The organism is Pseudooceanicola nanhaiensis, from assembly GCF_020171315.1.
Lineage (GTDB): Bacteria > Pseudomonadota > Alphaproteobacteria > Rhodobacterales > Rhodobacteraceae > Pseudooceanicola > Pseudooceanicola nanhaiensis_A.
Genome location: NZ_JAIUZP010000004.1, coordinates 484,811 through 509,734, shown reverse-complemented (window position 1 = coordinate 509,734; position 24,924 = coordinate 484,811). Strand labels below are relative to the sequence as shown.

Sequence of the window (24,924 nt, the reverse complement as noted above, 5' to 3'; positions counted from 1 at the left end):
GTCGTCGCCCGAGGCACGGGGGAGAGTGCCCAAGGATCAATCATCCGGCCACCGGGGCGAGGCGGCAGAGGGGGCAGGCACGGGTACGTGCCCTCGGTGCGGGGCCGGTCTCTCGCCGGCCCCGGCAAGGCTCAAGCGGGCGCGGTCACAGGTCGGGCTTGCCCGGAATCGACCGGAGGTAGAGCACCAGCGCCTCCATGTCCTGCTCCGACAGTCGGCCGAAGTAGCCGTAGGGCATCGGCGGCAGCATCTGCGCCCCGTCGGGCCGCGTGCCGGTGCCGATCATCGTCTTCAGCTCTGCATCGCTGTAGCCCGCCAGCCCGTCCTCGTGGTTGGTCAGGTTCGGCGCGTGGGACACGCCCCATGGCCCGTGGAACTCCATCCCGCCGCGGGCAAAGCCTTCGCCCCAGTCGGGGCCCTGCGGGGTCAGGGGCGAATGGCATTCCATGCAATGCCCCAGCGCGGCGAGGTAGCCGCCATACTCCACCGTCGCCCCGGCGGGCGGCGCGGTAACGGGCGTCTCCAGCGGCGGGCCATAGGCCGGGGGCAGGGGGATGGCATAGGTCGACTGGCCCGGGTCGGCCTCCACCGCCGGGACGGTGCGCAGGTATGCCACGACCGCCGCGAGGTCCTCGTCCGACATGGCCCGGTAGGCGGCAAAGGGCATCGGCGGGCCGATGATGCTGCCGTCGGGGCGGATGCCCTCGCGGATGGCGCGGGCCAGTTCGGCGTCGGACCAGTCCGCGACCCGGCCTGCGGGGGTAATGTTGGGCGCGATGGCGGTGAACATGTCGTTCTTGTCCACCAGCCGGCCCGAGAGGTCCTGTGACATCACCGGGCCTTCGGGGCCCATCGGGGTGTGGCAGTTGCCGCAGCCCATGATCCCCTGCACGAGGGTCGCGCCGCGCTCCGCCGGCGTTTCGGCCCGGGGCGCGGTGGCACTGCCCGCCACGGCGAGGGCCGCCAGCCCGAGCAGCGCGGCAAGCGGTGCGGCGGTCGGGGCTGGTTTGCTGCCCGCCCGGTCTGCGCCAAGGCTCCGACGGGCGGTCTGCGGTCTGAGAAAATCTGTCATCTGAGGGAACTCCGGAACTGGCGACTGAGGCGTTGGCTGGTCCGGGCCGAACTGCTGACCCGCAGGGATCGTAGCAGTGGCATCTAAATTGGGATAGCGGATATGTCTTTTGTCCGTTTCTCCGTGGGGTTGTGCGCCGGGGCCGGGCCGGCCGCCAACTTCCGGGCGCAGGTGATCACGAAATGTCATGCCGGGCAGTCATCTTCGTTTCTTCACTTGCCGGAATTCAGGGCTGTATTCATTCTGCCGCACGGGGAGATACTGAAAGGCATTTGATGAAGCTGTTGCGCATCCTTCTGGGCGTCGTTCTGCTGGCGGGGGCCTCCTACGCCGGGTTCAAGCTGACGGACCAGATGCAGGCGGCCACCTCCCCTGCGGCCCAGGGGCCGCGCGGCCCCCGTGGCCCCGTGCGGGTGATCACCGAACCCGTGCAGCAGCAGACTTTCGTCGAGACGATCGAGGCCGTGGGCTCGGCCCGCGCGCGCCAGTCCGTGACGCTGCAACCCTCTGCCGGGGGGCGGATCGTGCAGGTCCATATCACCCCGGGGCAGGAGGTGCGCCGGGGCGACCTGCTGCTGGAACTGGAAGATGCCGAGGCCCACGCCAGCCTCGCCGCCGCCGAGGCGACCGTCTCGGAGGCGCAGGCCGCCTTCGACCGCCAGCAGCGGCTGGAGCAGAGCGGCAGCAGTTCCGAGGCCGCGCTTCAGGCCGCCCGCGCCACCTTGCTGCGCGCGCAGGCGGAACGCGACCTTGCCCTTGTCACGCTGTCGGACCGCGGGCTCACCGCGCCCTTCGACGGGGTCGTGGGCCTGACTGATGTCTCGCCGGGCCAGATCGTGACCACCGCGACGGAGATCGCCACGCTGGACGATCTCTCGGTGGTCGAAGTGGCCTTCAACGTGCCGGAACGCTACCTGTCGCGGCTCGCGCCGGGGCAGGCGGTCAGCTTCACCACGCCGGCCTGGGCCGAGCAAGCCTTCGAAGGTCGGATCTCGGCGCTCGACACGCGGGTCGATCCCTCGACCCGCTCGATCGCGCTGCGCGCCGAGGTGCCCAACGGTGACCGCCGCCTGCGGCCGGGCATGTTCATGCAGGCCTCGCTGGAGCTGTCGCGCCGCGACGGGCTGGCGGTGCCGGAACGCGCGCTGACCTCTGCCGGCACGCAAAGCTTCATCCACGTGGTCGATGGCGACGTCGCGCGCCGGATCGAGGTGGTGACCGGCATGCAGCGCGGCACGCTGATCGAGGTTACCGGCGACGTGGCCGAGGGGATGCCCGTCATCGTCACCAACCTGCACAGCGTCAGCGACGGCACCGAGGTGGTGGCCGCCGAGGGGATGCAGGCCGCCAGCCTGACCCGCGTGTCGCCGTGAGCCTGCCCGATCTCTCCATCCGCCGCCCGGTTCTGGCCACGGTGCTGAACCTGCTGATCGTGCTGCTGGGGGCCGTCGCCCTGTCGCGGCTGCCGGTGCGCGAATTGCCCCAGACCGAGGCCACGCGGATCACCGTCAGCGTCAGCTATACCGGCGCCTCGCCCGACGTGGTCGACAGTCAGGTCGCCAGCGTCGTCGAGGGGGCGCTCGCCGGGGTCAGCGGCCTGCAGAGCATGGATACCGAGAGCGAGCGCGGCCGCGCCCGCACGGTGCTGGTCTTCGATCCCTCCCGCGATATCGAGAGCGCCGCGAACGATGTGCGCACCGCCGTGGACCGCGCGGCCCGCGACCTGCCGGACGGGGCCGACGCCCCCGTGGTGCGCAAGAACGACGATCAGGGCGACCCGGTGCTGCGGCTCTCCCTCTCGTCCAGCAACATGACCCCGCTGGAGCTGTCGGATTATGCCGACCGCTACATCACCGACCGGCTCGCCCGGCTGCCCGGCGTGGCCAATGCCGCGCTCTACGGCGAGCGGGCGCCCGCGATGCGCATCTGGCTGGACGCCGGGCTGATGGCGGCCCATGGCGTGACCACGGGCGACATCACCTCGGCGCTGCAATCCAACAACATCGAGCTGCCCGCAGGCGAGATCGAGACCGGCGCGCGGCAACTGCAGCTGCTGGCGCGGACCCGGATGACCTCTGCCGCCGAATTCGCCCAGCTGGTGATCCGCGATGGCGGCGAGCGTCCGCTGCGCCTCGGCGACGTGGCCCGGATCGAGCCGGGCCCCTCCAGCAACGAAAGCCTCAACCGCGCCAATGGCGTGACCGGCCTTGGCATCGGTATCCAGCCGCAGGCACAGGCCAATACCGTCTCCATTTCCAAGGCGGTGAAGGCCGAGCTGGACACCATGCGCCCGCTGCTGCCCGCGGGGATGCGGCTGGAGGTGACCTCGGACGAAGCGCTCTTCATCGAGACGACGCTGAACGAGGTCGGGCAGGTCTTCATGGAGGCGGTGCTGCTGGTGACGGCGGTGATCTTCCTCTTCCTCGGCTCTGCGCGGCTCTCCATGGTGCCGGTGGTCACGATCCCGGTGTCGATCCTCGGCGCGGCGCTGGTGATGTCCCTGCTGGGCTTCTCGCTGAACATCCTGACGCTCTTTGCGATGATCCTCGCCATCGGCCTCGTGGTGGATGACGCCATCGTCGTGCTGGAGAATATCCAGCGCCACCGCGCCATGGGCGAGAGCCGGTCCGAGGCCGCCCGGCGCGGCGCCAATCAGGTGAACTTCGCCGTCATCGCCACCACCGCCGTGCTGATCGCGGTCTTCCTGCCGGTCAGCTTCATGGAGGGCCAGATCGGCCAGCTGTTCGCCGAATTCGGCATCGTGCTGGCGGTGGCGGTGTCCGTGTCGGGCTTCGTGGCGCTGACGCTGTCGCCGATGCTGGCGGCGCGGATGATGCCGAGCGACGACCGGCCCAACCTGCTGACCCGCGTCGTGGATGCGGTCATCCATCAGGTCGAGCGCGGGTATCGCGCGGGCCTGCGCGCCGTTCTGAAGGCGCCGGAGATCCTGCTGGCCTTCGCGGGCTTCATCGTGGCGGGCTCCGTCGCGCTCTACCTCGCGCTGCCCAAGGAGGTGACCCCGCCCGAGGATCGCGGCCAGTTCCGCATCTACGTGACCGCCCCGCAGGGGGCGAGCCTCGACTACACCGACACCGCCGTGCGCGAGGTCGAGGCGCTGCTCGATCCGCTGCGCGAACAGGGTGTCGTGGTCAATGTCACCTCCATCGTCGGGCTTTGGGGAGAGCTGCGCCGCGCGCTGCTTTTCGTGAACCTCGTGCCATGGGACCAGCGGGATCAGAGCGTGACCGAGGTCATGGCCGGGCTGCGCGGGCCGCTGTCGCGGATCACCGAGGTCCAGACCGGGATGCGCCCCTCCGGCGGTCTTGGCATCGGCAGCGGGCGCGGCGGGCTGCAGTTCATGCTGGGCGCCCCCGACATCGACCGCGCCGCGGAATGGGCGCAGGAGCTGGCCGTCACGTTGGAGCCCGATCCCGACCTCTCCAACGTCGAGGTGGGCTATGCCGCGAACCAGCCCGGGGCCACGCTGACCGTGGACCGGCTGCGCGCGCAGGACCTTGGCCTTGATGCCGAGACGGTCTCCTCCACCCTGCAGACGCTGGTCGCCTCGCGGACCGTGGGGGAATACACCTCAGACGGGCGGCAGTATCCGGTCGTGCTTCAGGCCGCGCCCGAGGACCGGGACAACCCCGCTGACCTGATGTCGATCCTGCTGCGCAACAGCCGCGGCGACCTGATCCCGCTGTCCTCCGTCGCCACGATCGAAACCGCCGCCACCGTGCCCTCGATCGAGCGCTACGACCGCGTGCATTCCGTCTCGATGGAGGCGGACCTGCCGGCGGGGGCGGACCTTGCGCAGGTCATGGGCCGGGTGGAAAGCGCCGTGGCGGCGCTGCCCGCCGGCGCCACCATTGCCTGGACCGGGCAGGCGGCGGACTTCATCCGCGCCTCGGGCGGGATGACGATGGTCTTCGGCATGGCCATGGCGATCGTCTTCCTCGTGCTGGCGGCGCAGTTTGAAAGCTTCCGCACCCCGCTGGTGATCATGCTGACGGTGCCGCTGGGGCTGGGAGGCGCGGTGCTGACCCTCTGGCTGACCGGGCAGAGCGTGAACATCTTCAGCCAGGTGGGCCTCGTCCTGCTGGTGGGGCTGATGGCCAAGAACGGCATCCTGATGGTGGAATTCTCCAACCAGCTGCGCGAGGAGGGCCATTCCCTGCGCGAAGCGGCCATCGAGGGCGCGGTGACCCGGCTGCGGCCCGTGACCATGACCACGATTGCCACCGTTCTGGGTGCGGTCCCGCTGGCCACCGCCGCAGGCGCGGGCGCCGAGAGCCGGCAGGCCATCGGCCTCGTCATCACGGGCGGGCTCAGCTTTGCCTTCGTGCTGACGCTCTTCGTGACGCCGGTGATCTACATGCTGGTCGAGGGTTTCCTGCCACGGCGGCAGGAGACGGAGGCGGCGACCCAGCCTGCGGAATGATCCGCGCGCGATACCGCTGGCAAAGTCTAACGGGCCCCTGTCTACGAGGGCGCGCACCAAGGGGGCCACAGTGAGTCTGCCTCGCGCCACGGCGCGACGGTGGCGGAATTTGCGTGGCATCGCAGGTGTGCTTGGCGCCGTCGCTACTTCGTCTGATGCCCGGGTCCCCGCGCCCGATGGTCTGACGCCCGGCTGCGAGGCACCCGCGGATCAGCCAAGTGGATGCAGACGCACCGGGGCGGTCTGGTAGCGCGGCCCGATGGCCGTGCGGGCGATGCTGACCTCGCCCACGACCTCGATCCGGCACAGCTCCAGCTGCAGGCGCAGGGCGGTCTCCAGCAGGATCAGGCTGAACCCGGCCGCGGGGCATCGGTGCGGACCGGTGCCGAAGGTGATCTCGCTGCGCAGGGCGCGCTCCGGGTCCAGCACGTCGGGCCTGTCGAAACGGGCCGGGTCGCGATTGGCGCGGGCGATCGAACAGGTGTAGAGCGCGCCCTGCGCGATCTCCTCGCCCCGGGGCAGGGTGAGGTCGTCCTTGGCACGGCCCGGCGCGGTCCGGTCCAGCGCGCCGAAGTGGCGCAGGCTCTCGTGGATGTAATCGCAGATCCGGATCTGGCCCGCCGTCAGCCGCGCCGCAAGGGCCGGGTGTTCGGCCAGGTGGAGCTGCGCGTAGGTCAGGCTGTTGGCCGGCACGAGGAGCGGCGGGATCAGTGACTGCGCCATCAGGAGCAGCGAACTTTGCGGGCTCATCCCCTCCAGCGGTTCGACGGGGACACTGTCGATGATCGGCCGCAGGCCCTCGATCTGGGCGGCGATGGACTGAAAATCCTGCAGCCGCATGTCATCCCGCTGCGCGGTGGCGAAGAGCGCGGACACCGGCTTGAAGACCTGTTCCATCTGCGCCGCATCGAGGCCGATCGCATCGGCGATCACGGCCTTGAGGAAGGGCAGCGAGAGATCGTGGTAAAGATCGCCCCCGCCGCGTTCCATCAGGCCGGTCAGGCGCCGCCGGTATTCGGTCGCCAGCCTCTCCTGCGGCCACAGGCGGCCGAGCCGGGCCAGTATGTGCACCGCCCGGCGGCGTTTCACCGCGTGATCCGCGCCGGTCGAGAGGAAGGGGCTGCTGCTGAGCAGGTCGAGAAGCAGCCCGTGCGGCTGATCGGTGACAGAGAGCATGCGTGCAATCTGTGTCGCCGTCGGCCCGCGGGCAGAGCGCGCCTTGCGCAGGTCCTCGCGCACGCCGTCGTAGCTGGCGATCAGCCGGGTGCGGCCTGCCACGAGGGTCTCGGGGCAGGCGGCGGCCCGTGGCCCTGCCCGTGGCTCGGTCGGGGCGGCGGCCCCGTGGATCGGAGGTGCGGCGCGGGTCATGAGCCGTAGATGATCTCATGCCCGCGGCGCAGGATATGCGCATGGCGGCGCAGCGCCTCGGGCGCCATCAGCTTCTCGGGGCCGACCTCCAGTTCGTAGCGGTCGTGGCTCTTGCCGCAGACGAGCGTCGCTGTCCCGCGGCGCCCGTCCCGCTGGCCATTCCCGGCGGGGATGAACCGCATGGCAAAACCGATCCTGTCGCCGCCGCTGCGGTTCGGCTCTGATCCATGCAGCACGAGGGAATGGTGGATCGACATCTGCCCCGGTGCCAGTTCCAGCGCGACGGTCTGCTCCGGCGCGATCTCGGCGCGGGCGACTTCCTTGCGGCCCAGCATGTTCAGCGCGTCCTCCGGGTGGTCATGCGGCACGACGCTGCGGTGCGTGCCCGGCGCGACCAGCACGCAGCCATTCGCCCGCGTGCTGGGGGTGAGCGCAAGCCAGGCGGTCACCGCCTCGGGGGTTTCCAGCCCCCAGTGGGTGCTGTCCTGATGCCACGAGACATGCAGGTCCCGCGCCGAGGGCTTCCAGATCATGCTGGTCCCGAAGCAGAGCACGTCGGGCCCGAGGATACGGCGCACCGGGTCCACCACGGCGGGCGCATGCACGAGGTCCCAGAGTTCTGGCACCAGCAGGTGCGGCTTGGCCCGCAGGACCGGCGGAAGCTCCCCGCGCAGCCGCGCGAGGCGCTGCACGACGCCAAGCACCTCATCGGTGGCCTCCGGCGTCATCACGGTGAGGGGAGAGATGACGCCCGCCTCGGCAAAGCTCTCCGGGTCGGGGGAGACGCGGGCGGGGGCGCGTCCGGTGGGGGCGGCGGTGGCCCTGATGAGGTCTCGCACGGCAAATCTCCTGATCTTGCCACTGGTCGTGCGTGGCAGTTTCCATGGGGCGAAGGGATGCAGGCTCACCTGCAGGCCGAAGGCCGCGGCCAGACGCGCGGCGACGGCGCGGGTGATCTCGTCCTCTGCGCCGGGTACGAGGCGGCGGCTGTCGATCTCGATCGCGAGGGCGACATCGGCAGAGGGGGTCCCGGCAGGGGTCTCGGGTGCGGGCACGGCGGCGGCGGCGGTGATCCGGGGATCGGTGGCGCGGGCCTCGGCCTCGATCTCGGCCGGGCCGATCGTGCCGCCGCGCAGGGCAAGCGTGTCCTTCAGCCGGTCGAGGATCTGCAGCTGTCCGTCCTCGATCCGCCCAAGGTCCCCGGTGGGCACCATCCGGTGCCCGCCGGCGTCGATGACCTCTTCCGGAAACGGCGCGTGATCCTGCGTCGCTCCGCGCCACAGGCCGATCGCCACATGGGGGCCACCGACAAGGACCTCGCCGGTGCCGGGCACCGGGCTCAGTGGCGTCGGGCGCAGGGTGAGCCGGACCCCTGGGACGGCGCTGCCACAGGTGGCATGGCGCCCGGCGGGCAGGGCAGGGCCCGCGGAGCACAGCAGCGTCGCCTCGGCCAGCCCGTAGCAGGAGACGAGGGCAGAGCGCCGGAACCCGGCCGGCGCGAGGGCCGTGGAAAAGGCCTCGACCGTGCTCATCCGCGTCGGCTCGGCTCCGATGAAGGCACTGGAGAGGGCCGAAAGGTCGAGACCCTCACAGAGGGCGGGGCTGAGCCTGCGCAGGCTGAGCGCATAGCCGAAATCCGGGGCGGCCGTGTAGTTGGCGCGATGGTCGCTGAGCGCCTTCAGCCAGCGGTAGGGACGGCGCAGGAAGGCGTTGGGGGGCATCTGCACCATGGTTGCCCCGGCAAAGAGCGGCGTCAGCAGCGTGCCGAAAAGCCCCATGTCGTGGCTGTGGGGCAGCCACGTCACGGTGACGGTGCCGGGCCCGGCGCCGGAACAGTCGCGGATCATGGCAAGGTTGGCGGCGACATTGGCATGGGACAGGACGATGCCGCGCGGTTCGGCGGTGGAGCCGGAGGAAAACTGGATGACTGCCGGGGCATCGGGCGCGGGGCCGTCGGGCGACCCGCTGTCGCGGGCCTCGGCCAGCAGCTCCGCGACCGTGAGGCAGGGCACACCGGCGCGGCGCAGGGCCGGGTGCTGCGCCACCGAGGGGGCACAGAGGATCGCCGCCGGGCGCAGCGCTGCAAGCGCGCTTTCGACCCGGCGCAGGGGCCCGGCACCCACGGGCATCGGCAAGGGCGTGGCGATCGCACCGGCGCGGAAGAGCCCCAGAAGTGCTACAGGCAGTTCCGGCCCGGGGTCGAGCAGCAGCGCCACGGGACGGCCCGTCAACCCGCGCCGGGCAAGGGCACGGGCCAGCTGCAGGCCCTGCGCCGCAAGTGCGCCATAGCTCAGCCGCGCGCCGACCTCCTCGCCGTTGGGCAGGAAGCGCAGGGCCTCTGCCCCGGGGGCGGCGTCGGCCGCCTGAAGGATGCGGTCATGTATCAGCAGTGTCATGGGCCTCTGCCGTGCTGCTGGCCGCGTGTTCGTCGATCTCGCGCCGGATGATCGTGTTGAACTTGCGCAGGATCGTCCCGTGCCGGCGCAGGGCCTCCGGGTCCATCAGGCTGCGCGGGGCCTGCTCCATGACGAAGCCGCCGAGGTCGCGCCCGTTCACGAGGGTGGCATAGCTCTGGTCGTTCTTCAGGCCCTTCAGGTCACCGGCGATGTAACGGATCGCAAAGCCCATCCGGCGCAGGCTGCCGGTGTTGGGGCGCGAGCCGTGGATGAGCCGCTGGTGGTGGATCGACATCTCGCCGGGCTGAAGCGGCACGTCGACCACCGTCGCCTCGTCGACCGCGTCGCAGAGCACCTCTCCGCCGCCCAGCATGTTGGCGGGGTCCTGTGCATCGCGGTGGCGCATCTGCGCCCCATGGCTGCCGGGCACGACACGCAGGCAGCCGTTCTCCCCGATGGAGGGGGTGAACGCGATCCAGGCGGTGAGGGCATCGGGGCGTTCCAGCCCCCAGTAGGTCGAATCCTGATGCCAGTGCACGTGGTCGGCGGTCCCGGGGGCCTTGTCGAAGAAGCTGCTGCCCCAGCACAGGACATCCTCGCCCAGCAGGGCGGTTACGGGGCCGACGATGTCGGGATGATGCACGAGGTCCCAGAGTTCGGGGATCAGCAGGTGCGCCTTCATGTTGAGCGCAGGCGGCAGGCGGCCGCCCCGGGCGGCGCCCAGCTTGTCCACGAGGGCGCGCAGGGCATCGACGCGGGCGGTGTCGAGGATGCGCAGCGGCGCGATGTAGCCGTCGCGGGCGTAGCGCTGGCGCAGGGTGTCGGGGTTGGGCTGTTGCATGGGCTTGCTGGCCTTTCTGCGCTGGATATGTCCGATGTCGCGCACCGGCTGGAACGGGACGCCCCGCAGGCGGTAGTAGCTGCGGCTGGCCTCTTTCACGCCCTGCGCGGCCTGCACCTGATCCGAGGTGGAGACGCCGCCGTGGAACTGGTGGAAGGTGCCTTCGCCCACCAGCCGCACCAGCTGCGTGCCGGGATGGGCGCAGGCCCGCACCAGCATGTCGGGATTGGCGAATTCCCCGCCGGGGGCCGAGAAGGCGGGGTCGTAGCCACCAAGCGCCTGCCACAGCGCGGCGGGCAGGAAGAGCGCATTGCTTTCCAGCAGCGGCGCGGTCGGCTGTGGCTGGGTTTCGCAGACGGCGATGTCGAAGAGGTCATAGCCGTTGTCGGGCCAGCCGATGGACGCAAGCAGCGCATCCTCGACCGCCTGATCGTAGCCGATCTGCGAGGCCATGTACTGCCGCTGCGGCCCCAGCTGCCAGTTCAGCGGCGCGATCACCGGCATCGGATGACGTGCCGCTGCATCCGTCACGGCCTGAAGCAGGCCGGGCGAAGCCAGCCGCGCGCCATCGATCCAGACCCCGATCAGGGGCGCCCGGGCGAGGGCGAGGCCCGCGTTGATCGCGGCGACGGGCGAGGGCTGGGGCGCCTCCATCGTCAGCACGGTCAGGTCGAGGCCGAGGGCGGCTTGATCCGCGGCCGCGACCGGCGGGGTGGAGCCATTGTCCACCACGATCACCTGAAGCCGCGCCGGGGTGCCGCGCCACTGCTGGTAGCTCTCGGAGAGCGACAGCAGCGTGCGCGGCAACTCGCGCTGCATCTGGTGCGCGACGATGACGACGCAGAGATCGCGGGACGCGGTCAAGGTTCAGTCCTTGCGGCCGAAGGCGGCGGAGAAGAGGTCGATCGAGGGGTTGTCGACCAGCAGCATCGGTTCGATCTGGACGCCGAATTCCTCCTCCATGATGCCCGCCATCACCACGGCCTCGATGGAATCCATCCCGAAGCTGTCAAAGCGGTCGGCGGTGTTGATGCCCGCGGGGTCGAGCGACAGCAGCTGTGCGATGTAGGTCACCATCCACTGCTTCAGTTCGGTTTCGGAAAGGGGGATTTGGGGCGTGGGGATTTCGGTGACGGGAGCGTCGGCTTGGGTCAAGGCTGGATACCTCTGATGGTGGCGTTGAAAGGCGATGTCAGCCAGGCCGGTCCGGACCGGCTGACGCAAAGCGCGATGTAGCGGCGCAGGAAATCGCTGCGGCTGGCGGCGGTGGGGCCCGCGCTGTCGAGGGCGGCACGCATCTCCTGCCAGTGACGGTCGAGTGCGTCGAAGACCGCCGGGGGCAGGGGGCGCGTCTGCGGCCCCGCCAGCAGCTGCGCCGCATGGTCGAAGGCCGCGGCCCAGTCGAGCGACTTGTCGCTCAGCCGGTCGAGGTGGCGCAGGTAGCCGTCGAACTTGCCATAGGCGGGGCGGGCGACCAGGGCGCCGGGCACGCCATAGGAGCTGGCAGCGATGTAGCCGTGCAGCGAGGCGCCGACATAGAGACGGGCATGGGCAAGGACGGAGGCGATCTCCCGCAGGCTCAGCGCCTGATTGAGGACGACCTGCGGCCCGGTCATATGCTGCGCCACGGACTGCGCGGTCAGGGCGTCGTGATGGGCGTCACCCACGGCGATGAGCACGGGCAGAAGCTGATGCGCCTGCGCGAAGGCGTCGATCAGGCGGGCCAGCCCCTCGGGCCCGAGGCCGGACAGGCTGCGGTCGCGGACATGGATCGCGAGCAGGGGCCGGTCTTCGGGCACCGCATGGCGGCTGCGGAAGGCGGCCAGTTCCGGGGCGAGGCTGGCGGCCGTCCAGATGCGCGAGATCTCGGCGACCGGATCGGGCACGATCCGCGCCGTGGGCAGCTCGGAGGGCCGCAGGAAGGCCGCGCTGCCCGCATCGCGCAGGGAGAGGTAATCCGCCGCGTCGGTGACCGCATCCAGCGTGGCCTGCTGCCGCCCGGAGAAGGGGAAGGGCACGCCCGGCGCATTCCAGACCACGGGCACGCCGCGCAGGGCGGCGGCGACGGTGGCGCCCATCCAGCAATCCAGAAGCTCGGCCCGGTTGTCCGTCTCGCCCTCCGCGCGGTTCAGCTTGACGAAGCGGGAGACCGGGAAGCCATGCACGATGTAACCGCCCCCGATCATCACGGCGTCGACGTCCTGCGCGGGATCGAAGAGCGCCTCCACCGGGCGGGGTGCTGGCAGGCCGAGCCCCGGGTCGCTGTCCGTGGGCGCGTGGGTCACGACCTTGTAGCCATGATTGGCCAGCCGGTGCGCGGCAAGCACCGGGAACAGCAGGTCGCCGAAGTTCTGCATGTCGAAGGCACCGCAGACGGCAACCGTCCGCAGGGTGTCCTTGGCGTCTCGGGCGCTCGGGCGCGCCGCGGTTGTTTCGCTGGGGACGAAGGTCATGCCGGGGCCGTCTCCAGCAGGCTGTCGAGCAGTTCGCCGAAGCTGCCGTCAAGGATCATCGGGGCGAGCGAGTTGTGCGCCCCGACACCCTCGGTGGGCCGCAGGGTGACACCGGCGCAACCGGCAAGGCGCTGCGCATGGTGCAGATCGACCGGCGCGTCGGCACCATGGAAGAGCAGGCTGCGGGTCGCGGTTCGCCCGGGCCATGCGGCGCACAGGTCGGTGCCCTCGGGCAGCATCTGGCGGATCGCGGGCGCGGCGCGTTCCAGCAGCAGGTCCCGGGGCGCGTCGGGGCCCGGAACGAGGGTGGTCTTGGCCGAGAAGGCGAGGCTGACCTCGGCGCCGAGCGCCAGCCCGAAGCGCAGCGCCGTGAAGCCGCCGAGCGACGCGCCAAGGGTCCAGAGGTGCGGTGCCTGCGCGATCATCGGCTGCGCGCGCAGATGGGCCACGACCGCCTCGAACCTGTCGCCGCAGCCCGGCGCGCCCTTGGAAAAGAGCTGGTTGGAGGCATCGTGGCAATAGAGCACGTCGATCCCGCGCTCAGCCAGATAACTGTCGAAGACCCGCACGGGAAGCTCTCCGAAAAGCCGCTCGACCGCCGGGAAGCAGAGCAGCACGGCCCGGGCCCCGGGGCTGCGGGCCGCGTGGAACGGAAGTTCGGGCCAGTTCTGCGCCAGCCGGGGGCTGAGACGCAGCCGGTCCGCGGTGACCAATTCGGTCAGCGGGGAGTGGTCCGTGCCACGCTCGGCGATCTGGCGGGCAAGGTCGAGGCGCCCGGCGATCAGGGCCAGCTTGACCAGCGTCCGGGCGGCGGTGCGGTCGCTGGCCCGGGCGGGATCGACGCGCGGCGCCTGATCCTGCGCGATACGGCCGCAGGTTGCCTCGGGAAACGGGATCTGAAGGGCCGTCTGCAGCAGGTGGTTGGACAGCGGCGCCGCTGCGATCGCGTCCCAGAAGGCTGCCTCGGCCGCGTCGAGCCCCGATGAGCGCCAGATCAGCCGCAGGCGCAGCGCCTGGCTGTAGTCGTTCGCGGCGGTGGAGGCGCAGAGCCGCTCGGCCTCGGCAAGCGCGGCGGTCACACCTTGCCCGCCCCTGCGGTGCCGGACCAGCGCCTCGGTGGCCTGTGCGGCGAGGGCGGGAGAAACGCGGATCGCCTTCGCCCCGTAGGCCGGACGCGTCAGCGCCTCGAAGATCGGCAGGGCCTGCGCGTCCCGTCCCGCCCGGCACAGGGCACTGGCGTAGCGGTAGGCCATCTGCGGCAGTAAGTCCGCGCTGCCTGCCGCGTCGGCGTGGCGCAGGAGGAACGCAGTGCAGTCCACACTCCGGCCAAGGCTGTCGAGGCTGCGGGCATAGCTCATGGCGACCGCGGGCGGGCAGGGTTGCCGCTCGTCGACGCTTTCGAAGGCCCGGACGGCCTCTGCCGGGCGGTCGCACATCACATGCCAGTGGCATAGGAGCCACGCCCAGAGGTGGGCGGCCTGCGGGAACCTGTCGAAGGCCTCTCCCTCCGGCGGGGGCACATCACGTCCGAGCGCCTTGGCAAGACGGAGCCCGGGTACGAGCTTGTCGAAGACCTCCTCGGCCGGCAGGTCGGACCACGCCCGGATGCGGGTCTGGAGCTGCGACGGCTGAAGCTTTTGCCGGCCTTTCGGACCAAGCGGCAGGCCCTGAGACTGGCACAACGTGGCCACAAGCTCCGGCTGGCCGAGCGCTGCAAGCGCACGTCCAGCGGCGATCAGCTTCGGCTCTTTCCAATCCGCGAGACAAGCAATGACGTCCGCGTTTCCCTTTGCGTCCGAGGGGACGACAACATTCTTCACACACAGTCTCCACAAGGCTAAACGGGCCCAAGCATACAACTTATACGTGCGTCTCCGGAGGTTCTGGCGCACGTTCCTCTGATGATGTCCGATTTTTCGCTGGCGTTTCGATGACGTAAAAGTAGCTCGTATCGAAACTTTTGAATTTAAAATTAGCTATTTACGGTCTGTTTTTAATATCCGTGATTTCAGCATGTATCAACCCGTCTCATCAGGGGGGACGCCTTTAGGGAGAGTGAGGGCTCGGCTGTCATGGGCCGCGAGATGGCAGTATCGGAGCCTGAACTCCGGGGGCGACGCACGGCAGGCGGAGGGGCTATTGCAGCGGTCCTAAGGCCAATCACCTTTGTGGGCTTGGGGTTCGGGATGGATCGGCAGGCACCTAGCGCAGATCGCTCCGGCCCTTCCGATGGCGGACTGCGCTGCGCGGTTCTCCGCCGCGCCGCACGGGCGAGGCCGCTCAGACCACGCGGACAGTGGTGTTCACTTGGTCGTGAACGGGGGGCTCCGATGCCGTTCGCTGACCGTGCCCGGCGGACCTGCGGAACTGATTCGACCTCGGGCAAAACCGCCCTCGGGGCAGGCGGCGACACGCGATGCTGGTGTCCTGCCGGGGCGATCTCTCGACGCCGGAAACGTTCCAATCGAGATAATTAAAGTTGATTAATCACGTGTTTTTCGCCCACGCTGAATGCAGTTTGAAGTGCCGATTTCTGTTTCTGGAGTTTTGTAATGTATTTTCAATTCATTGCGCGTCGGGGAATCGTTCCGGGGCGGTTCTTCAATAGATCAGCAGCCGTTCTTTTCGCTGCGGTCTTGCCGTCTCTCGTGCAAGCGCAGAGCAACGACGATCCGCGGATGGCTGGCTACGAGCTGCGCGAAGGTTATATTTTACAGGGTCCGATCGTCCGCACTACCGCTGATGTTGCCAGCGTCGAAGCCTGCGCTGAGATTTGTACGGCAAGCCGGAATTGCAATTCATTCACTTATACACATGACGGGGTTTGCGAGGAAAAGACGGAGGCCCGCTTCAGAACCGATCCGTTCGGAGGCTACGTCAGCGCGATTGCCATTAACCCGAAGGAGATGATTACCCTTGGGCCCTACGAGGTGCTCGACGATCGCCGGTTCGTCGGAGAGAAGCTCGGCACGCGCGCCGGGCTGCAATCGACGGCGGAATGCGCGGCGGTCTGTTCGGCCGATCGGTCCTGCGAGGGGTTCTCCAAGCTCACCAATGGGACCTGCGAACTTTGGGGCGACGCGCGGTTTGCGCCTGAAAAGGCGCCGGAGATCGTCAGCGGACGCGTGCGCAGCGTTGCCCTGACGGACAACCGCAGTGCGCCGAAACCCAAACGTGATCCGCTGGCAAAGCCCACCCGGACCGCGACCAAGGACATGCTCTGCGTCACCCGCAGCGCGCGCATCTCCGACAGTTTCGAGAACCACTATGTCGGTCGCAAACCGGCGCTGGATACGGCGCTCTGGCCCGGGGCGCTGTTCTACATGGATGATGTGACGACTGGCAGCTTCGCCGGGGTCAGCAATCCCTCGCGCCAGAATCTGACCATCCTCGCCCGCTTCAACGAGCGAACCAGTGGCACGGGGTCCTCGGCCGAACCCTTCGTGCCCAACGACCCGCAGGCCCACAAGGTGCCGCAACTCTCCTACACCACGGGCGGCACGCTCGAAGAGGTGAACCAGGCGATGCAGAAGATTGTCGCGGACAACAGCCGAAACGGCAGCATCGACACAGATTTCAACACCTTCGAAGTGACCTCCGATGTGCAGCTGAATTTGGCGCTCAAGGGGGGCGGGTCCTACAATGGTCTGGAGATGAGCACCGAGTTCGGCTTCTCCAGCAATGAGAACACGCACAAGCAGGTCGCGCAGCTTTTGCAGAAATACTACAGCCTGAGTGTGGACCGGTCCCAGATCGACCCGGGCCTTCAGGGCTGGATCGACGACCCGGAGGCCGCGGCCAATATCGCCGCTCTGCAGGCGGATAAGGGGCCGCTCGTCTACGTGGAAACGGTGGTCTATGGCCGGGCGATCTATTTCTCGCTGGAGCATTCGCGCTCGGACGTGGAAGTGGATGCCGCGTTGAACGCTGTCTACGAAAGCAAGACCGTGAGCGCCTCGGCCGACTTGAAGTCGCAGTACAAGAAGGCCCTGGGCACGGAGCGGATGCATGTGGTGTCGATCGGGGGCACCTCCGAGGACGGCGTGATCAACTCGCTCGACGAGTTCAAGGAAATGGTGGGCAAGCCGACCGGCCCCGTCGGGCTTGGCGCGCCGATCGCCTATGTGCTCAGGTTCGTCGAAAATCACGAACTGGCCGTGGTGAACGTCGCCACCGAGTATCCGCAGCGCGACTGCGTGCGGCTGCGCAACAAGATCCGGTTCGACGTGCCCTATATCACCGTTGACGTGGCCGATGACGAGGGTTCCGGTGCGAACAACGCCATCGAGGTCGAGGCGCTCGCCTTCGTGCGGGCCGAGTATGACACCTATCCCAGCGATGACCCGAACCAGCCCGTCGTCCGCAAGACCCCGTGGAAGAAACTCCATATCGGCAATGCGGCCGAGGGCGGCGAGTTTCCCTTGGGGCGTGAGGGCTTCGTCCCCGTCGGGCGCAACGTTGATTTCGAGGTGCCGGACGATCCTGTCACCAAGGACGAGAACGAGGCCCTGACGGCGCGGATCCGGGTTGTCTGGGGGCAGGGGGCCGCGCTCTTCGGCGAGGATATGCAGAACCCGGGCGCGCTGACCTCGGGCAAGCCCGAGATGCCCCTTGGGTTCGTCTACGAGATCGACAATGGCCGCACCCATCCGACCAACTCCGATGACATGATGCTCGGGAAGAACGCGCAGGATACCGAGCGCGAGGTGACGCTCAATGGGTTCAAGCTGCTGCCCAATCAGGAGGGGCGCCCGGCCGAGCAATACCCGTCCTTCGCCTTCCAGGGCGGTGGCAATGCCATCCGCATCCACTACAACCTGACATCGGTCGACTGATGCGGGGGGCGATCTACGCGATTGTCGCGGCTGTCGGTCTCTGCGTCGCATCGCCCGCCGGGGCGGAGGAGGGGCGGCTCTCCGAGCTTCTGGGAGAGTGCGCAGCAGACAAGACAAGCCCCGGGCTGCTTACGGTCAACGACATTCCCCTGCTGGGGTTCAGGGTCGGCCATTCCTCCAATGGGCGCGATGGGGTGTTTTTCCTGAGGGTCGATACGGCCCCGCATGCGACCTACACGGTCAAGTTCATGGAAGGTCTCGATCCCGGGGTGGCGGTCGCGCGAAAGCTCCTGACCCTCGCGCAGATCCCTCACGACAGGCTGCGGGCCGTATCTACCGATGCGGTGGCCGTGCAGACGATCGCGCAACGGCTTCGGGTCGCTGCGAAGCAGCGGCGCTACATGTTGCCGCAAACCAGCCCGGAAGACCAAGAGAAACGCCGGCAAGAGATCGACTTAAAGCTTGACGAGGTGCTCGGGGCTCCGGCCTTCAAGACATTGCTGATCACCGATCTGGTGCCCGCTGCACAGGGCCTGGGGGATCTCCAGAGGCTATTGGCGGTCGAGCAAGACACACCGACGGATGACAAAGTGTTGGAGCACGCCGGATTTGTCCTCGCGCTCAAAGCCCTGTCGATGGAAGAAAACCAGAGGATGCTGGGCGCGCTTTTTGTGCTCGACGTGTTTCTGGGAAATCCCGATCGGCTGGTGCCCGGTCATCTCAATCTGGGCAACCTGATGGTGACGGAACCGAAACCGGGGATCTACTGTCTGTCAGCCATCGACAACGATGCCTACGCCCCTGATCCTGAATATGTCGCCATCGAGACATATCTGCCGGATAAAATCCTCACGATGGCGTCGATGGATCCGGCGAGCAAGGTCCGCGTCGGTCCTGTCCCGCAGTCAGAGTACTACAGATATCTGCTCGAGGCGGGGCAAGGCTACATTCTCCCTTATGTCTATGAATTCACCGGTCCTGTGACCGCCTTCGATCCGGCCCGTCATGCTGGAGCCGTGGAGTATGTACCCTGTTACAATCCCGCTAAAGCCGCTGCGCGACCTTTCGGGCTTATGCCGCGGGAACTGGCAGCCGAGTTTCGGGCGTCGATTGAGGAGGTGATGAGTGACTCGCTGGCAGAGCTAAGATCGCGACAAAAAATGGAAGACGAGGGGATGAACCGTTGCAGCCTCGATTTCCTCATCAGTATTCCCCACAAGAGTATTCCCCTCAAGATTGAGGTGCCGGACGATCTGGCTGGGTTTCACGATATCAAACTCAACTGGGAGGCGTTTGAACGCAACATGCTGGAGGGGGCCGATGCGGCGGTTGAATGGCTCATGTCGTTCAACCGCAAACCGAAAAAAATGCTCAATGCTCTCTTCGAGGATGCGCCCCGGACGCTTTTCAATCCCGTGTCCGAGATGGGGTTGCTGCTACGCTACTACCACATCGAGGAACGGCTGAAGGTGAGCAACACGGATCAGAGCTTCGATGCGGACTTGGTCAGGAAACGCGTGATGGACCACAACTCCATGAAGAAGATGAAGGGGTTCAGCGGCTATATTCAGCCTTTCGAGTTAGCGCAGGCGTTCCGGATCACCAACCGGGCAGGGCAGCCGGGCGGTCTCACCGACGATGCAAGGTACGCTCCGCAATAGAGGCCACGGGGTGTCGGCGGCGCTGCCCGGCGTCATGGCCGTGGGCCATCGGGCTGCGAGGCTGATCTTGCTGGATTTTTCGCTGAAATTGGTGCCGGCAGAGGGACTTGAACCCCCGACCCCGAGATTACAAATCACGTGCTCTACCAGCTGAGCTATACCGGCGGTCCCGGCGACGTAGCACTGCCGCAGCGGAGAAACAAGCGCCAACGCATCCGGCGCAGGCGAAACAATCGTGGGGCGCAGGTCCGACCGGCCTTGCGGCTGCCGATGGGCGGCCAAGGCGGGCGCTCAGCCGGGCGCTGTGCCTAAAATGCCCCGCAATCCCGGCTGGATTAATCGAGTCGTAAGTCTTCACGGCAATCTTGGCCCCGAACCGGAAACAGGATCGGAGCCAGACCGTGATACGACGCCTCCTAAGCGCCGGGGCCTTCGGGCTCGTGGCCTTCGCCGCCCAGACCGCCCATGCCGGGCAATACGACGCGCTCATGCGCAGCTATGTCGAAACCGAGGTGAGCGATTGGGTCACCGATCCGATCCTGATCAGCGCGGTGCGCGATCAGAACCGGCGCACGCTGGGTTACGGGCAGACGGAAATCGACGCGCTGGAGGCCGACTGGGCCGCACAGGCGGGGCAGAGCGAGCAGCCGCTGATCCGGGAGGTTATCACCGGTGCGGCGGCCAACTTCCTGCGCGATCAGATCGCGGCCTCCGGCGGGATCATCGCGGAAGTGATCCTGATGGACCGGCTGGGCCTCAACGTGGCCGCCAGCGGCGAGACGAGCGATTACTGGCAGGGGGACGAGGCCAAGTACCTGGAAACCTTCCCGCATGGGGCCGGGGCGATGCACCTCGGTGAGGTGGAATTCGACGAAAGCGTTCAGGGGTATGTCGGGCAGGTCTCCATCACCCTCGCGGATCCCGGCAGCCATCAGCCGATCGGGGCCATCAGCATCGCCCTCAACGCGGAAATGCTGTTCTGAACCAGCACCGGGCCGCCTGCCGGTGGCCCGGGATGTCTAGCATGGGCCTCCGGGTCCCGGTCTGCGGGGGCAGAGCATGGACGACAAGACGACCACACGGCGCCGCTGGCGCTTCCTGCGCAGCACCTTCGTGACCGGTACGCTGATCACCGCGGTCTGCGTGCTGCTGGTGGTGACCACGACGGAAGTGATCTCGACACACAGGATCAATGCGGTGATCCGCGAAAGCGTCGCCAACCGGGCGCTGGAGACGACGCGTCTCCTCGCGCGCCAGCTGGGCGGCGTGATCAAGTTTGCCAACCCCGGGCCGCTGCAGGAGGCGCTCGACTCGCTCAACCTCGAGACGGAAGGCGATATGGCCGGCGGTCTCGCCCTCACGGCGGATGGGCAGGTCCTCTACGCGGCGCAGGCGCCTGGCTTCGACCAGGCCCTGGTCGAAGAGGCGGCGCGTGTTGCCCTGCTGACTGGCGAGGCCGAAAGCGCAGACGGCGGGCTGATCCGCGCGATGCCGATCCAGTTCGGCCCCGCCGGGGCGATGGTCGGCGTGCTGGCCCTGCAATGGTCCCCCGCGCGCCAGCTGATGCTCGCGGCGGAGCAGAGGACCCGCTCCGCCCTTGTCGCCGGTCTGGTCTTTCTCGTCTCTCTTGTCGGCGTCGCGACCTTCCAGTGGGCCTGGATGTCGCGGCCGCTGCTGCAGGTGGCCCGCGCCATGCGCGCCATCGCGGCGGAGGAGTTCGACGCGCCCGTGCCGTCGGTGCGGCGCCGGGACGAGATCGGCACCATCGGCCGCACGCTCGACCGGTTCCGCCAGGCCTTGCTGGACGCGAAGGACACACAGCGCGACGCGGCCTTCAAGAGCGCGGCGATCGGGGGCACCAGCGCGCCGATCATGCTGCTGGGGCCCGACTGGACGATCCTCTATGCCAACAGCTCCTGTCGCGCGCTGCTGGGCGACCTTCGCGGCTTCCTGCGCAAATCCTGGCCCGGCTTCTCGCCAGACGATCTGGCGGCCAAGCCCTTCGACCAGTTTCCCGGCCTGCGGGACCTCGTCGCGGATGTGAAGAAGGGGCGGCAGAGCCTGCCGGCGACCTGCGTCGCCCGCTGGGAAAATGCCCGGTTGAGGATCACGGTCGACGGGGTGCGCGACGCAGAGGGCCAGATCATCGGCCATGTGGCGGAATGGGCCGAGGTCTCGGCGGAGGAGATGAACGGCACTGTCCTGCGCGCAATCGACCTTCAGCAGCTGCGGGTCGATATCCTGCCGCCCGGCGACATCTCCTTTGCCAACAAGATGTTCCTCGATGTGACCGGCTTCCGCGAGGGGCAGGTGACCAATGCGCGTGACCTGTTCCGGGGCGAAGGGTTCTCCGAGGCCGAGCACGAGCGGATGATCGCGCGCATCAAGGGCGGCGAGTCGGTCTCGGGCTTCTTCGAGGTGCGCTGCCCGGATGGGCGGTTCTGCATGGTGATCGGCACCTTCTCCCCGATCATGGATGACAGCGGGGAGATCGAGCGGACGATCTTCCTTGGCACCGACATGACCGAGTCGCGCCGCCGGATCCAGGAGGTGGAGGCAGAACAGGAAGCCGCGGCGCGGCGTCAGCACGACGTGGTGGAGGCCCTGCGCGTCGCCCTCGGGCGGCTGGCCGAAGGCGATCTGACGGCCAGCATCACCACGCGGTTCCCGGAGGAATACGAACCGCTGCGCCAGAACTACAACCAGGCGCTGGATGCCCTGCACGAAGCCATGATCGCCGTGGTCCAGAACGCGGGGTCGATCTCCTCCGAGGCCGGGGAGATCACCAATGCCGCCGATGACCTCGCCCGCCGTACGGAGAAGCAGGCCGCCACGCTGGAAGAGACGGCCGCCGCCCTCGACGAGCTCACGGCCTCGGTGAAATCCGCCGCGGAAGGCGCGGACGATGCCAGCCGCATGGCGACCAGCGCCCAGTCCAACGCAGAGACCGGCGGGGATGTTGCGCGGCAGGCGGTCACGGCCATGGATGCAATCCGGGCGTCGAGCCAGGAGATCTCGAAGATCACCAGCGTGATCGACGATATTGCCTTCCAGACCAATCTTCTCGCGCTCAATGCCGGTGTCGAGGCGGCGCGCGCAGGGGAGGCGGGGCGCGGTTTCGCGGTTGTCGCGACAGAAGTCCGCGCCCTTGCGCAAAGATCCTCCGACGCCGCGCGGGAAATCAACGAGCTGATCTCGGCCAGTGGCACTCACGTGAAATCCGGCGTGGATCTCGTCAACCGGACCGGGGATGCCCTGGGCTCGATCGTGACCTCCGTCGCCGATATCTCCAAGCGGGTCTCGATCATCGCGACCTCGGCACGGGAGCAATCCGCGGGGCTGCACGAGATCAACACCGCGATGAACGAACTCGACCAGGTGACACAGCAGAATGCCGCGATGTTCGAGGAAACCAATGCGGCCAGCCATGCGCTGACCAGCGAAGCGGGTTCCCTGGTCGCCGCTGCGGAACGCTTCCAGCTCCGGGAGGGCACAGTGGATCGACCCGATCGGCACGAGCCCCGCAAGGCCGCGCCAGCGAAAGGCCGTCAGGCCGTCAACGCCCCGGCGCCGCTGCCCGATCGCAGCCAGGAAGGGTGGGACGAATTCTGAAAACCCGGGCCTTTTGGGCGTCGGGAGGGAATTTTTTGGCACTGGGAGGGGAAATGTGCAGAAGAGGGCGTATGATGCCGACCCGGCGCGCTTGCCAACCAGCTCCCCGGGAGCGCCGTGCGCTCGAGGCGCGGTGGCCCTCTCTCCGGTGGTCGGGGTCGGGGCGGTAGCTTCCTCAGTGAGGGCGGTGACACCCGCGGTGAGTGCAAGGGCTGCTAGGGGGAATGCTGCGCGCCCACCTTGAGGGCGTTGGTTCCCGCGGTGAGTGCACTGGATGCAGCGGGGAGTACCGTAAAGCCCACGTCGAGGGCATTTGGCTCCCGCGGCGAGCGCGATGGCTGCGGCGGGGAATACCGTGACGCCCACGCTGAGGACCCTTGTCTCCCGTGTTGAGCGCGATGGCTGCCACGGGAAGGGGCGTGGCGCTCACGGTAAGCGCAATGGCCTCCACTGGATCAATAGCCCTCACGGGATCACTGGACCCCGTGGGGAGGGGAGTGGCCCCCGCCGGGAGACCGGACTTAGCTGCGGATGCCAGCGAAGCGGGTTTGCCAGTCCTCGCGCTCTTCATCCGTGATCTTGCGGAAGAGGTTTTCGGGCACCGTGAAGGCATGGCCTTCGGGCAGGGCGGCGAGCGCCTCTGCAGCGGAGGTGGGCCAGCTGCGGTCTTCGACCTTGAGCGCATCGAACAGCGTGTCCGCGGCATCGGGAATGAAGGGGGCCGAGATCACCGCGTAGAGCCGGATCAGGTTCAGCGACAGACGCACGATGGCCGCGGCCTGCGCCGGGTCTTCCTTGAAGGCGGCCCAGGGGGCGGCGCTTTGCAGGTACTCGTTCCCGGCGACCCAGAGGGCGCGCAGCTCCTGCGCCGACTTGCGGACCTCCATCGCCTCCATGTGCGCCGTGTAGGCGGCGAGGCGGCGGTCGATCTCGGCGATCAGGGCCTCCTCGGCGGGGCCGTAGCTGCCGCCCTCGGGCACCACTTCGCCGAACTTCGAGCGGCAGAACTTGGTCACGCGACTGACGAAGTTGCCAAGCACGTCGGCCAGGTCCTTATTCACCGAGGTCTGGAAATTCTCCCAGGTGAACTCGCTGTCGGAGCTTTCGGGCGCATGGGACAGCAGCCACCAGCGCCAGTAGTCCGACGGCAGCACCTCCAGCGCCTGGTCCATGAAGACGCCGCGCCCGCGCGAGGTGGAGAACTGGCCGCCCTCGTAGTTCAGGTAGTTGAACGACTTGATGTAGTCGACCAGCTTCCAGGGCTCGCCGGAGCCGAGGATCGTGGCCGGGAAGGACAGCGTGTGGAAGGGCACGTTATCCTTGCCCATGAACTGGGTGTAGGTCACGTCGTCGGCGCCCTTGTCGGTGCGCCACCAGCGTTCCCAGTCGGCACCCTTGCCGGCATCGACCCATTCCTGGCTGCAGGCGATGTATTCGATCGGCGCGTCGAACCAGACGTAGAAGACCTTGCCCTCCATCCCCGGCCAGTCGGCATCGCCCTTCTTGACCGGCACGCCCCAGTCGAGGTCGCGGGTGATGCCGCGGTCCTGCAGGCCGTCGCCATCATTCAGCCACTTCTTGGCGATCGAGGTGGTCAGCACGGGCCAGTCGGTCTTGCCGTCGATCCAGGCTTCCAGCTCGTCCTTCATGGCGGACTGGCGCAGGTACAGGTGCTTGGTCTCGCGCATTTCCAGATCGGTGGCCCCCGAAATGGTGGAATGCGGGTTGATCAGGTCGACCGGGTCGAGCTGCTTGGTGCAATTGTCGCATTGATCGCCGCGGGCACTGTCGAAGCCGCAGTTCGGGCAGGTGCCCTCGATGTAGCGGTCCGGCAGGTAGCGCCCGTCGGTGGGCGAATACATCTGCGTCTCGGAGACCTCGCGGATCAGGCCGCGTTCGGCCAGGACACCGGCGAAATGCTGGGTCAGCAGTTGGTTTTGCTGCGAGGAGGATCGGCCGAAGTGGTCGAAGGACAGGCAGAAGCCCTCAGCGATCTTGGCCTGCACCTCGTGCATCTCGGCGCAATAGTCGGCCACCGGCTTGCCGGCCTTGGCGGCGGCCAGTTCGGCGGGCGTGCCGTGCTCATCCGTGGCGCAGAGGAAGAGCACCTCGTGCCCGCGCCCGCGCTGGTAGCGCGCGAAGAGATCGGCGGGCAGCTGGCTGCCGACGAGATTGCCGAGGTGCTTGATCCCGTTGATGTAAGGGATCGCCGAAGTGATGAGATGCCGGGCCATGACATTCCTCT

General features: G+C 67.9%; 14 protein-coding genes, 1 tRNA gene and 1 pseudogene. 7 read left to right on the top strand and 9 right to left on the bottom strand.

The annotated features are described in order from the left end of the window. Positions 1-145 precede the first annotated feature (145 nt). Positions 146-1,072 carry a c-type cytochrome gene (locus LCM32_RS07220; protein WP_224820371.1) on the bottom strand — a complete coding sequence of 309 codons (927 nt, stop codon included), beginning with the start codon at positions 1,070-1,072 and terminating at the stop codon, positions 146-148. Positions 1,073-1,347: 275 nt separating this feature from the next. Between LCM32_RS07220 and LCM32_RS07215 the strand changes: the two genes are divergently transcribed. After that, positions 1,348-2,445, top strand: coding sequence for an efflux RND transporter periplasmic adaptor subunit (locus LCM32_RS07215; RefSeq protein ID WP_224820370.1), 1,098 nt, complete (start codon positions 1,348-1,350; stop codon positions 2,443-2,445). Then, a complete protein-coding gene (locus LCM32_RS07210; RefSeq protein WP_224820369.1) occupies positions 2,442-5,513 on the top strand; it encodes an efflux RND transporter permease subunit in 3,072 nt (1,023 codons plus the stop codon). Before LCM32_RS07215 ends, LCM32_RS07210 begins: the two co-directional genes overlap by 4 nt. A 210-nt stretch (positions 5,514-5,723) precedes the next feature. On the opposite strand, the gene LCM32_RS07205 is transcribed toward LCM32_RS07210, so the two are convergent. From LCM32_RS07205 to LCM32_RS07180, 6 genes are all read right to left on the bottom strand, one after another. After that, positions 5,724-6,881, bottom strand: a complete 1,158-nt coding sequence (locus LCM32_RS07205) for a cytochrome P450 (RefSeq protein ID WP_224820368.1) — start codon at positions 6,879-6,881, stop codon at positions 5,724-5,726. Continuing rightward, positions 6,878-9,277: an AMP-binding protein gene (locus tag LCM32_RS07200; RefSeq protein WP_224820367.1), complete on the bottom strand. Its 2,400-nt coding sequence runs from the start codon at positions 9,275-9,277 to the stop codon at positions 6,878-6,880. Before LCM32_RS07200 ends, LCM32_RS07205 begins: the two co-directional genes overlap by 4 nt. Further along, the gene (locus LCM32_RS07195; RefSeq protein WP_224820366.1) at positions 9,258-10,982 is read right to left on the bottom strand and encodes a phytanoyl-CoA dioxygenase family protein; all 1,725 of its coding nucleotides are present in this window, start codon (positions 10,980-10,982) and stop codon (positions 9,258-9,260) included. Before LCM32_RS07195 ends, LCM32_RS07200 begins: the two co-directional genes overlap by 20 nt. A gap of 3 nt (positions 10,983-10,985) precedes the next feature. Then, entirely contained in the window at positions 10,986-11,195 is a 210-nt protein-coding gene (locus LCM32_RS07190) for an acyl carrier protein (protein WP_224820365.1), read from the bottom strand. Positions 11,196-11,269: 74 nt separating this feature from the next. After that, positions 11,270-12,571: a polysaccharide pyruvyl transferase family protein gene (locus tag LCM32_RS07185; protein ID WP_224820364.1), complete on the bottom strand. Its 1,302-nt coding sequence runs from the start codon at positions 12,569-12,571 to the stop codon at positions 11,270-11,272. Further along, a complete protein-coding gene (locus tag LCM32_RS07180; protein ID WP_224820363.1) occupies positions 12,568-14,391 on the bottom strand; it encodes a hypothetical protein in 1,824 nt (607 codons plus the stop codon). The genes LCM32_RS07185 and LCM32_RS07180 overlap by 4 nt, the downstream gene beginning before the upstream one ends. A gap of 732 nt (positions 14,392-15,123) precedes the next feature. Between LCM32_RS07180 and LCM32_RS22150 the strand changes: the two are divergent. The 3 genes and pseudogenes from LCM32_RS22150 to LCM32_RS07165 form a co-directional block, all read left to right on the top strand. Next, positions 15,124-15,414 (top strand): annotated as a pseudogene (locus LCM32_RS22150) (PAN domain-containing protein); the annotation flags it as partial. Between the two features lie 63 nt (positions 15,415-15,477). After that, positions 15,478-17,406, top strand: coding sequence for a thiol-activated cytolysin family protein (locus LCM32_RS07170; protein ID WP_224820478.1), 1,929 nt, complete (start codon positions 15,478-15,480; stop codon positions 17,404-17,406). Next, complete coding sequence (locus tag LCM32_RS07165; protein ID WP_224820362.1) at positions 17,406-19,067, top strand: hypothetical protein; 1,662 nt, start codon at positions 17,406-17,408, stop codon at positions 19,065-19,067. Before LCM32_RS07170 ends, LCM32_RS07165 begins: the two co-directional genes overlap by 1 nt. Before the next feature lie 89 nt (positions 19,068-19,156). Here LCM32_RS07165 and LCM32_RS07160 read toward each other — a convergent pair. Next, a tRNA-Thr gene (locus LCM32_RS07160) sits at positions 19,157-19,232 on the bottom strand. Between the two features lie 236 nt (positions 19,233-19,468). Between LCM32_RS07160 and LCM32_RS07155 the strand changes: the two genes are divergently transcribed. Together LCM32_RS07155 and LCM32_RS07150 are read left to right on the top strand one after the other, a co-directional pair. Next, entirely contained in the window at positions 19,469-20,050 is a 582-nt protein-coding gene (locus LCM32_RS07155) for a hypothetical protein (RefSeq protein ID WP_224820361.1), read from the top strand. Positions 20,051-20,126: 76 nt separating this feature from the next. After that, a complete protein-coding gene (locus tag LCM32_RS07150; RefSeq protein ID WP_224820360.1) occupies positions 20,127-22,679 on the top strand; it encodes a methyl-accepting chemotaxis protein in 2,553 nt (850 codons plus the stop codon). Between the two features lie 521 nt (positions 22,680-23,200). Here the strand turns inward: LCM32_RS07150 and metG are convergent. Continuing rightward, positions 23,201-24,913 carry a methionine--tRNA ligase gene (gene metG / locus LCM32_RS07145; RefSeq protein WP_224820359.1) on the bottom strand — a complete coding sequence of 571 codons (1,713 nt, stop codon included), beginning with the start codon at positions 24,911-24,913 and terminating at the stop codon, positions 23,201-23,203. Positions 24,914-24,924: the final 11 nt, after the last annotated feature.

What these genes read in the sequence shown, in the direction of transcription:
- LCM32_RS07220 (WP_224820371.1), bottom strand. Translation starts at nt 1,072, where the DNA reads ATGACAGATTTTCTCAGACCGCAGACCGCCCGTCGGAGCCTTGGCGCA.
- LCM32_RS07215 (WP_224820370.1), top strand. Translation starts at nt 1,348, where the DNA reads ATGAAGCTGTTGCGCATCCTTCTGGGCGTCGTTCTGCTGGCGGGGGCC.
- LCM32_RS07205 (WP_224820368.1), bottom strand. Translation starts at nt 6,881, where the DNA reads ATGACCCGCGCCGCACCTCCGATCCACGGGGCCGCCGCCCCGACCGAG.
- LCM32_RS07200 (WP_224820367.1), bottom strand. Translation starts at nt 9,277, where the DNA reads ATGACACTGCTGATACATGACCGCATCCTTCAGGCGGCCGACGCCGCC.
- LCM32_RS07190 (WP_224820365.1), bottom strand. Translation starts at nt 11,195, where the DNA reads ATGGTGACCTACATCGCACAGCTGCTGTCGCTCGACCCCGCGGGCATC.
- LCM32_RS07185 (WP_224820364.1), bottom strand. Translation starts at nt 12,571, where the DNA reads ATGACCTTCGTCCCCAGCGAAACAACCGCGGCGCGCCCGAGCGCCCGA.
- LCM32_RS07170 (WP_224820478.1), top strand. Translation starts at nt 15,478, where the DNA reads ATGATTACCCTTGGGCCCTACGAGGTGCTCGACGATCGCCGGTTCGTC.
- LCM32_RS07165 (WP_224820362.1), top strand. Translation starts at nt 17,406, where the DNA reads ATGCGGGGGGCGATCTACGCGATTGTCGCGGCTGTCGGTCTCTGCGTC.
- LCM32_RS07150 (WP_224820360.1), top strand. Translation starts at nt 20,127, where the DNA reads ATGGACGACAAGACGACCACACGGCGCCGCTGGCGCTTCCTGCGCAGC.
- metG (WP_224820359.1), bottom strand. Translation starts at nt 24,913, where the DNA reads ATGGCCCGGCATCTCATCACTTCGGCGATCCCTTACATCAACGGGATC.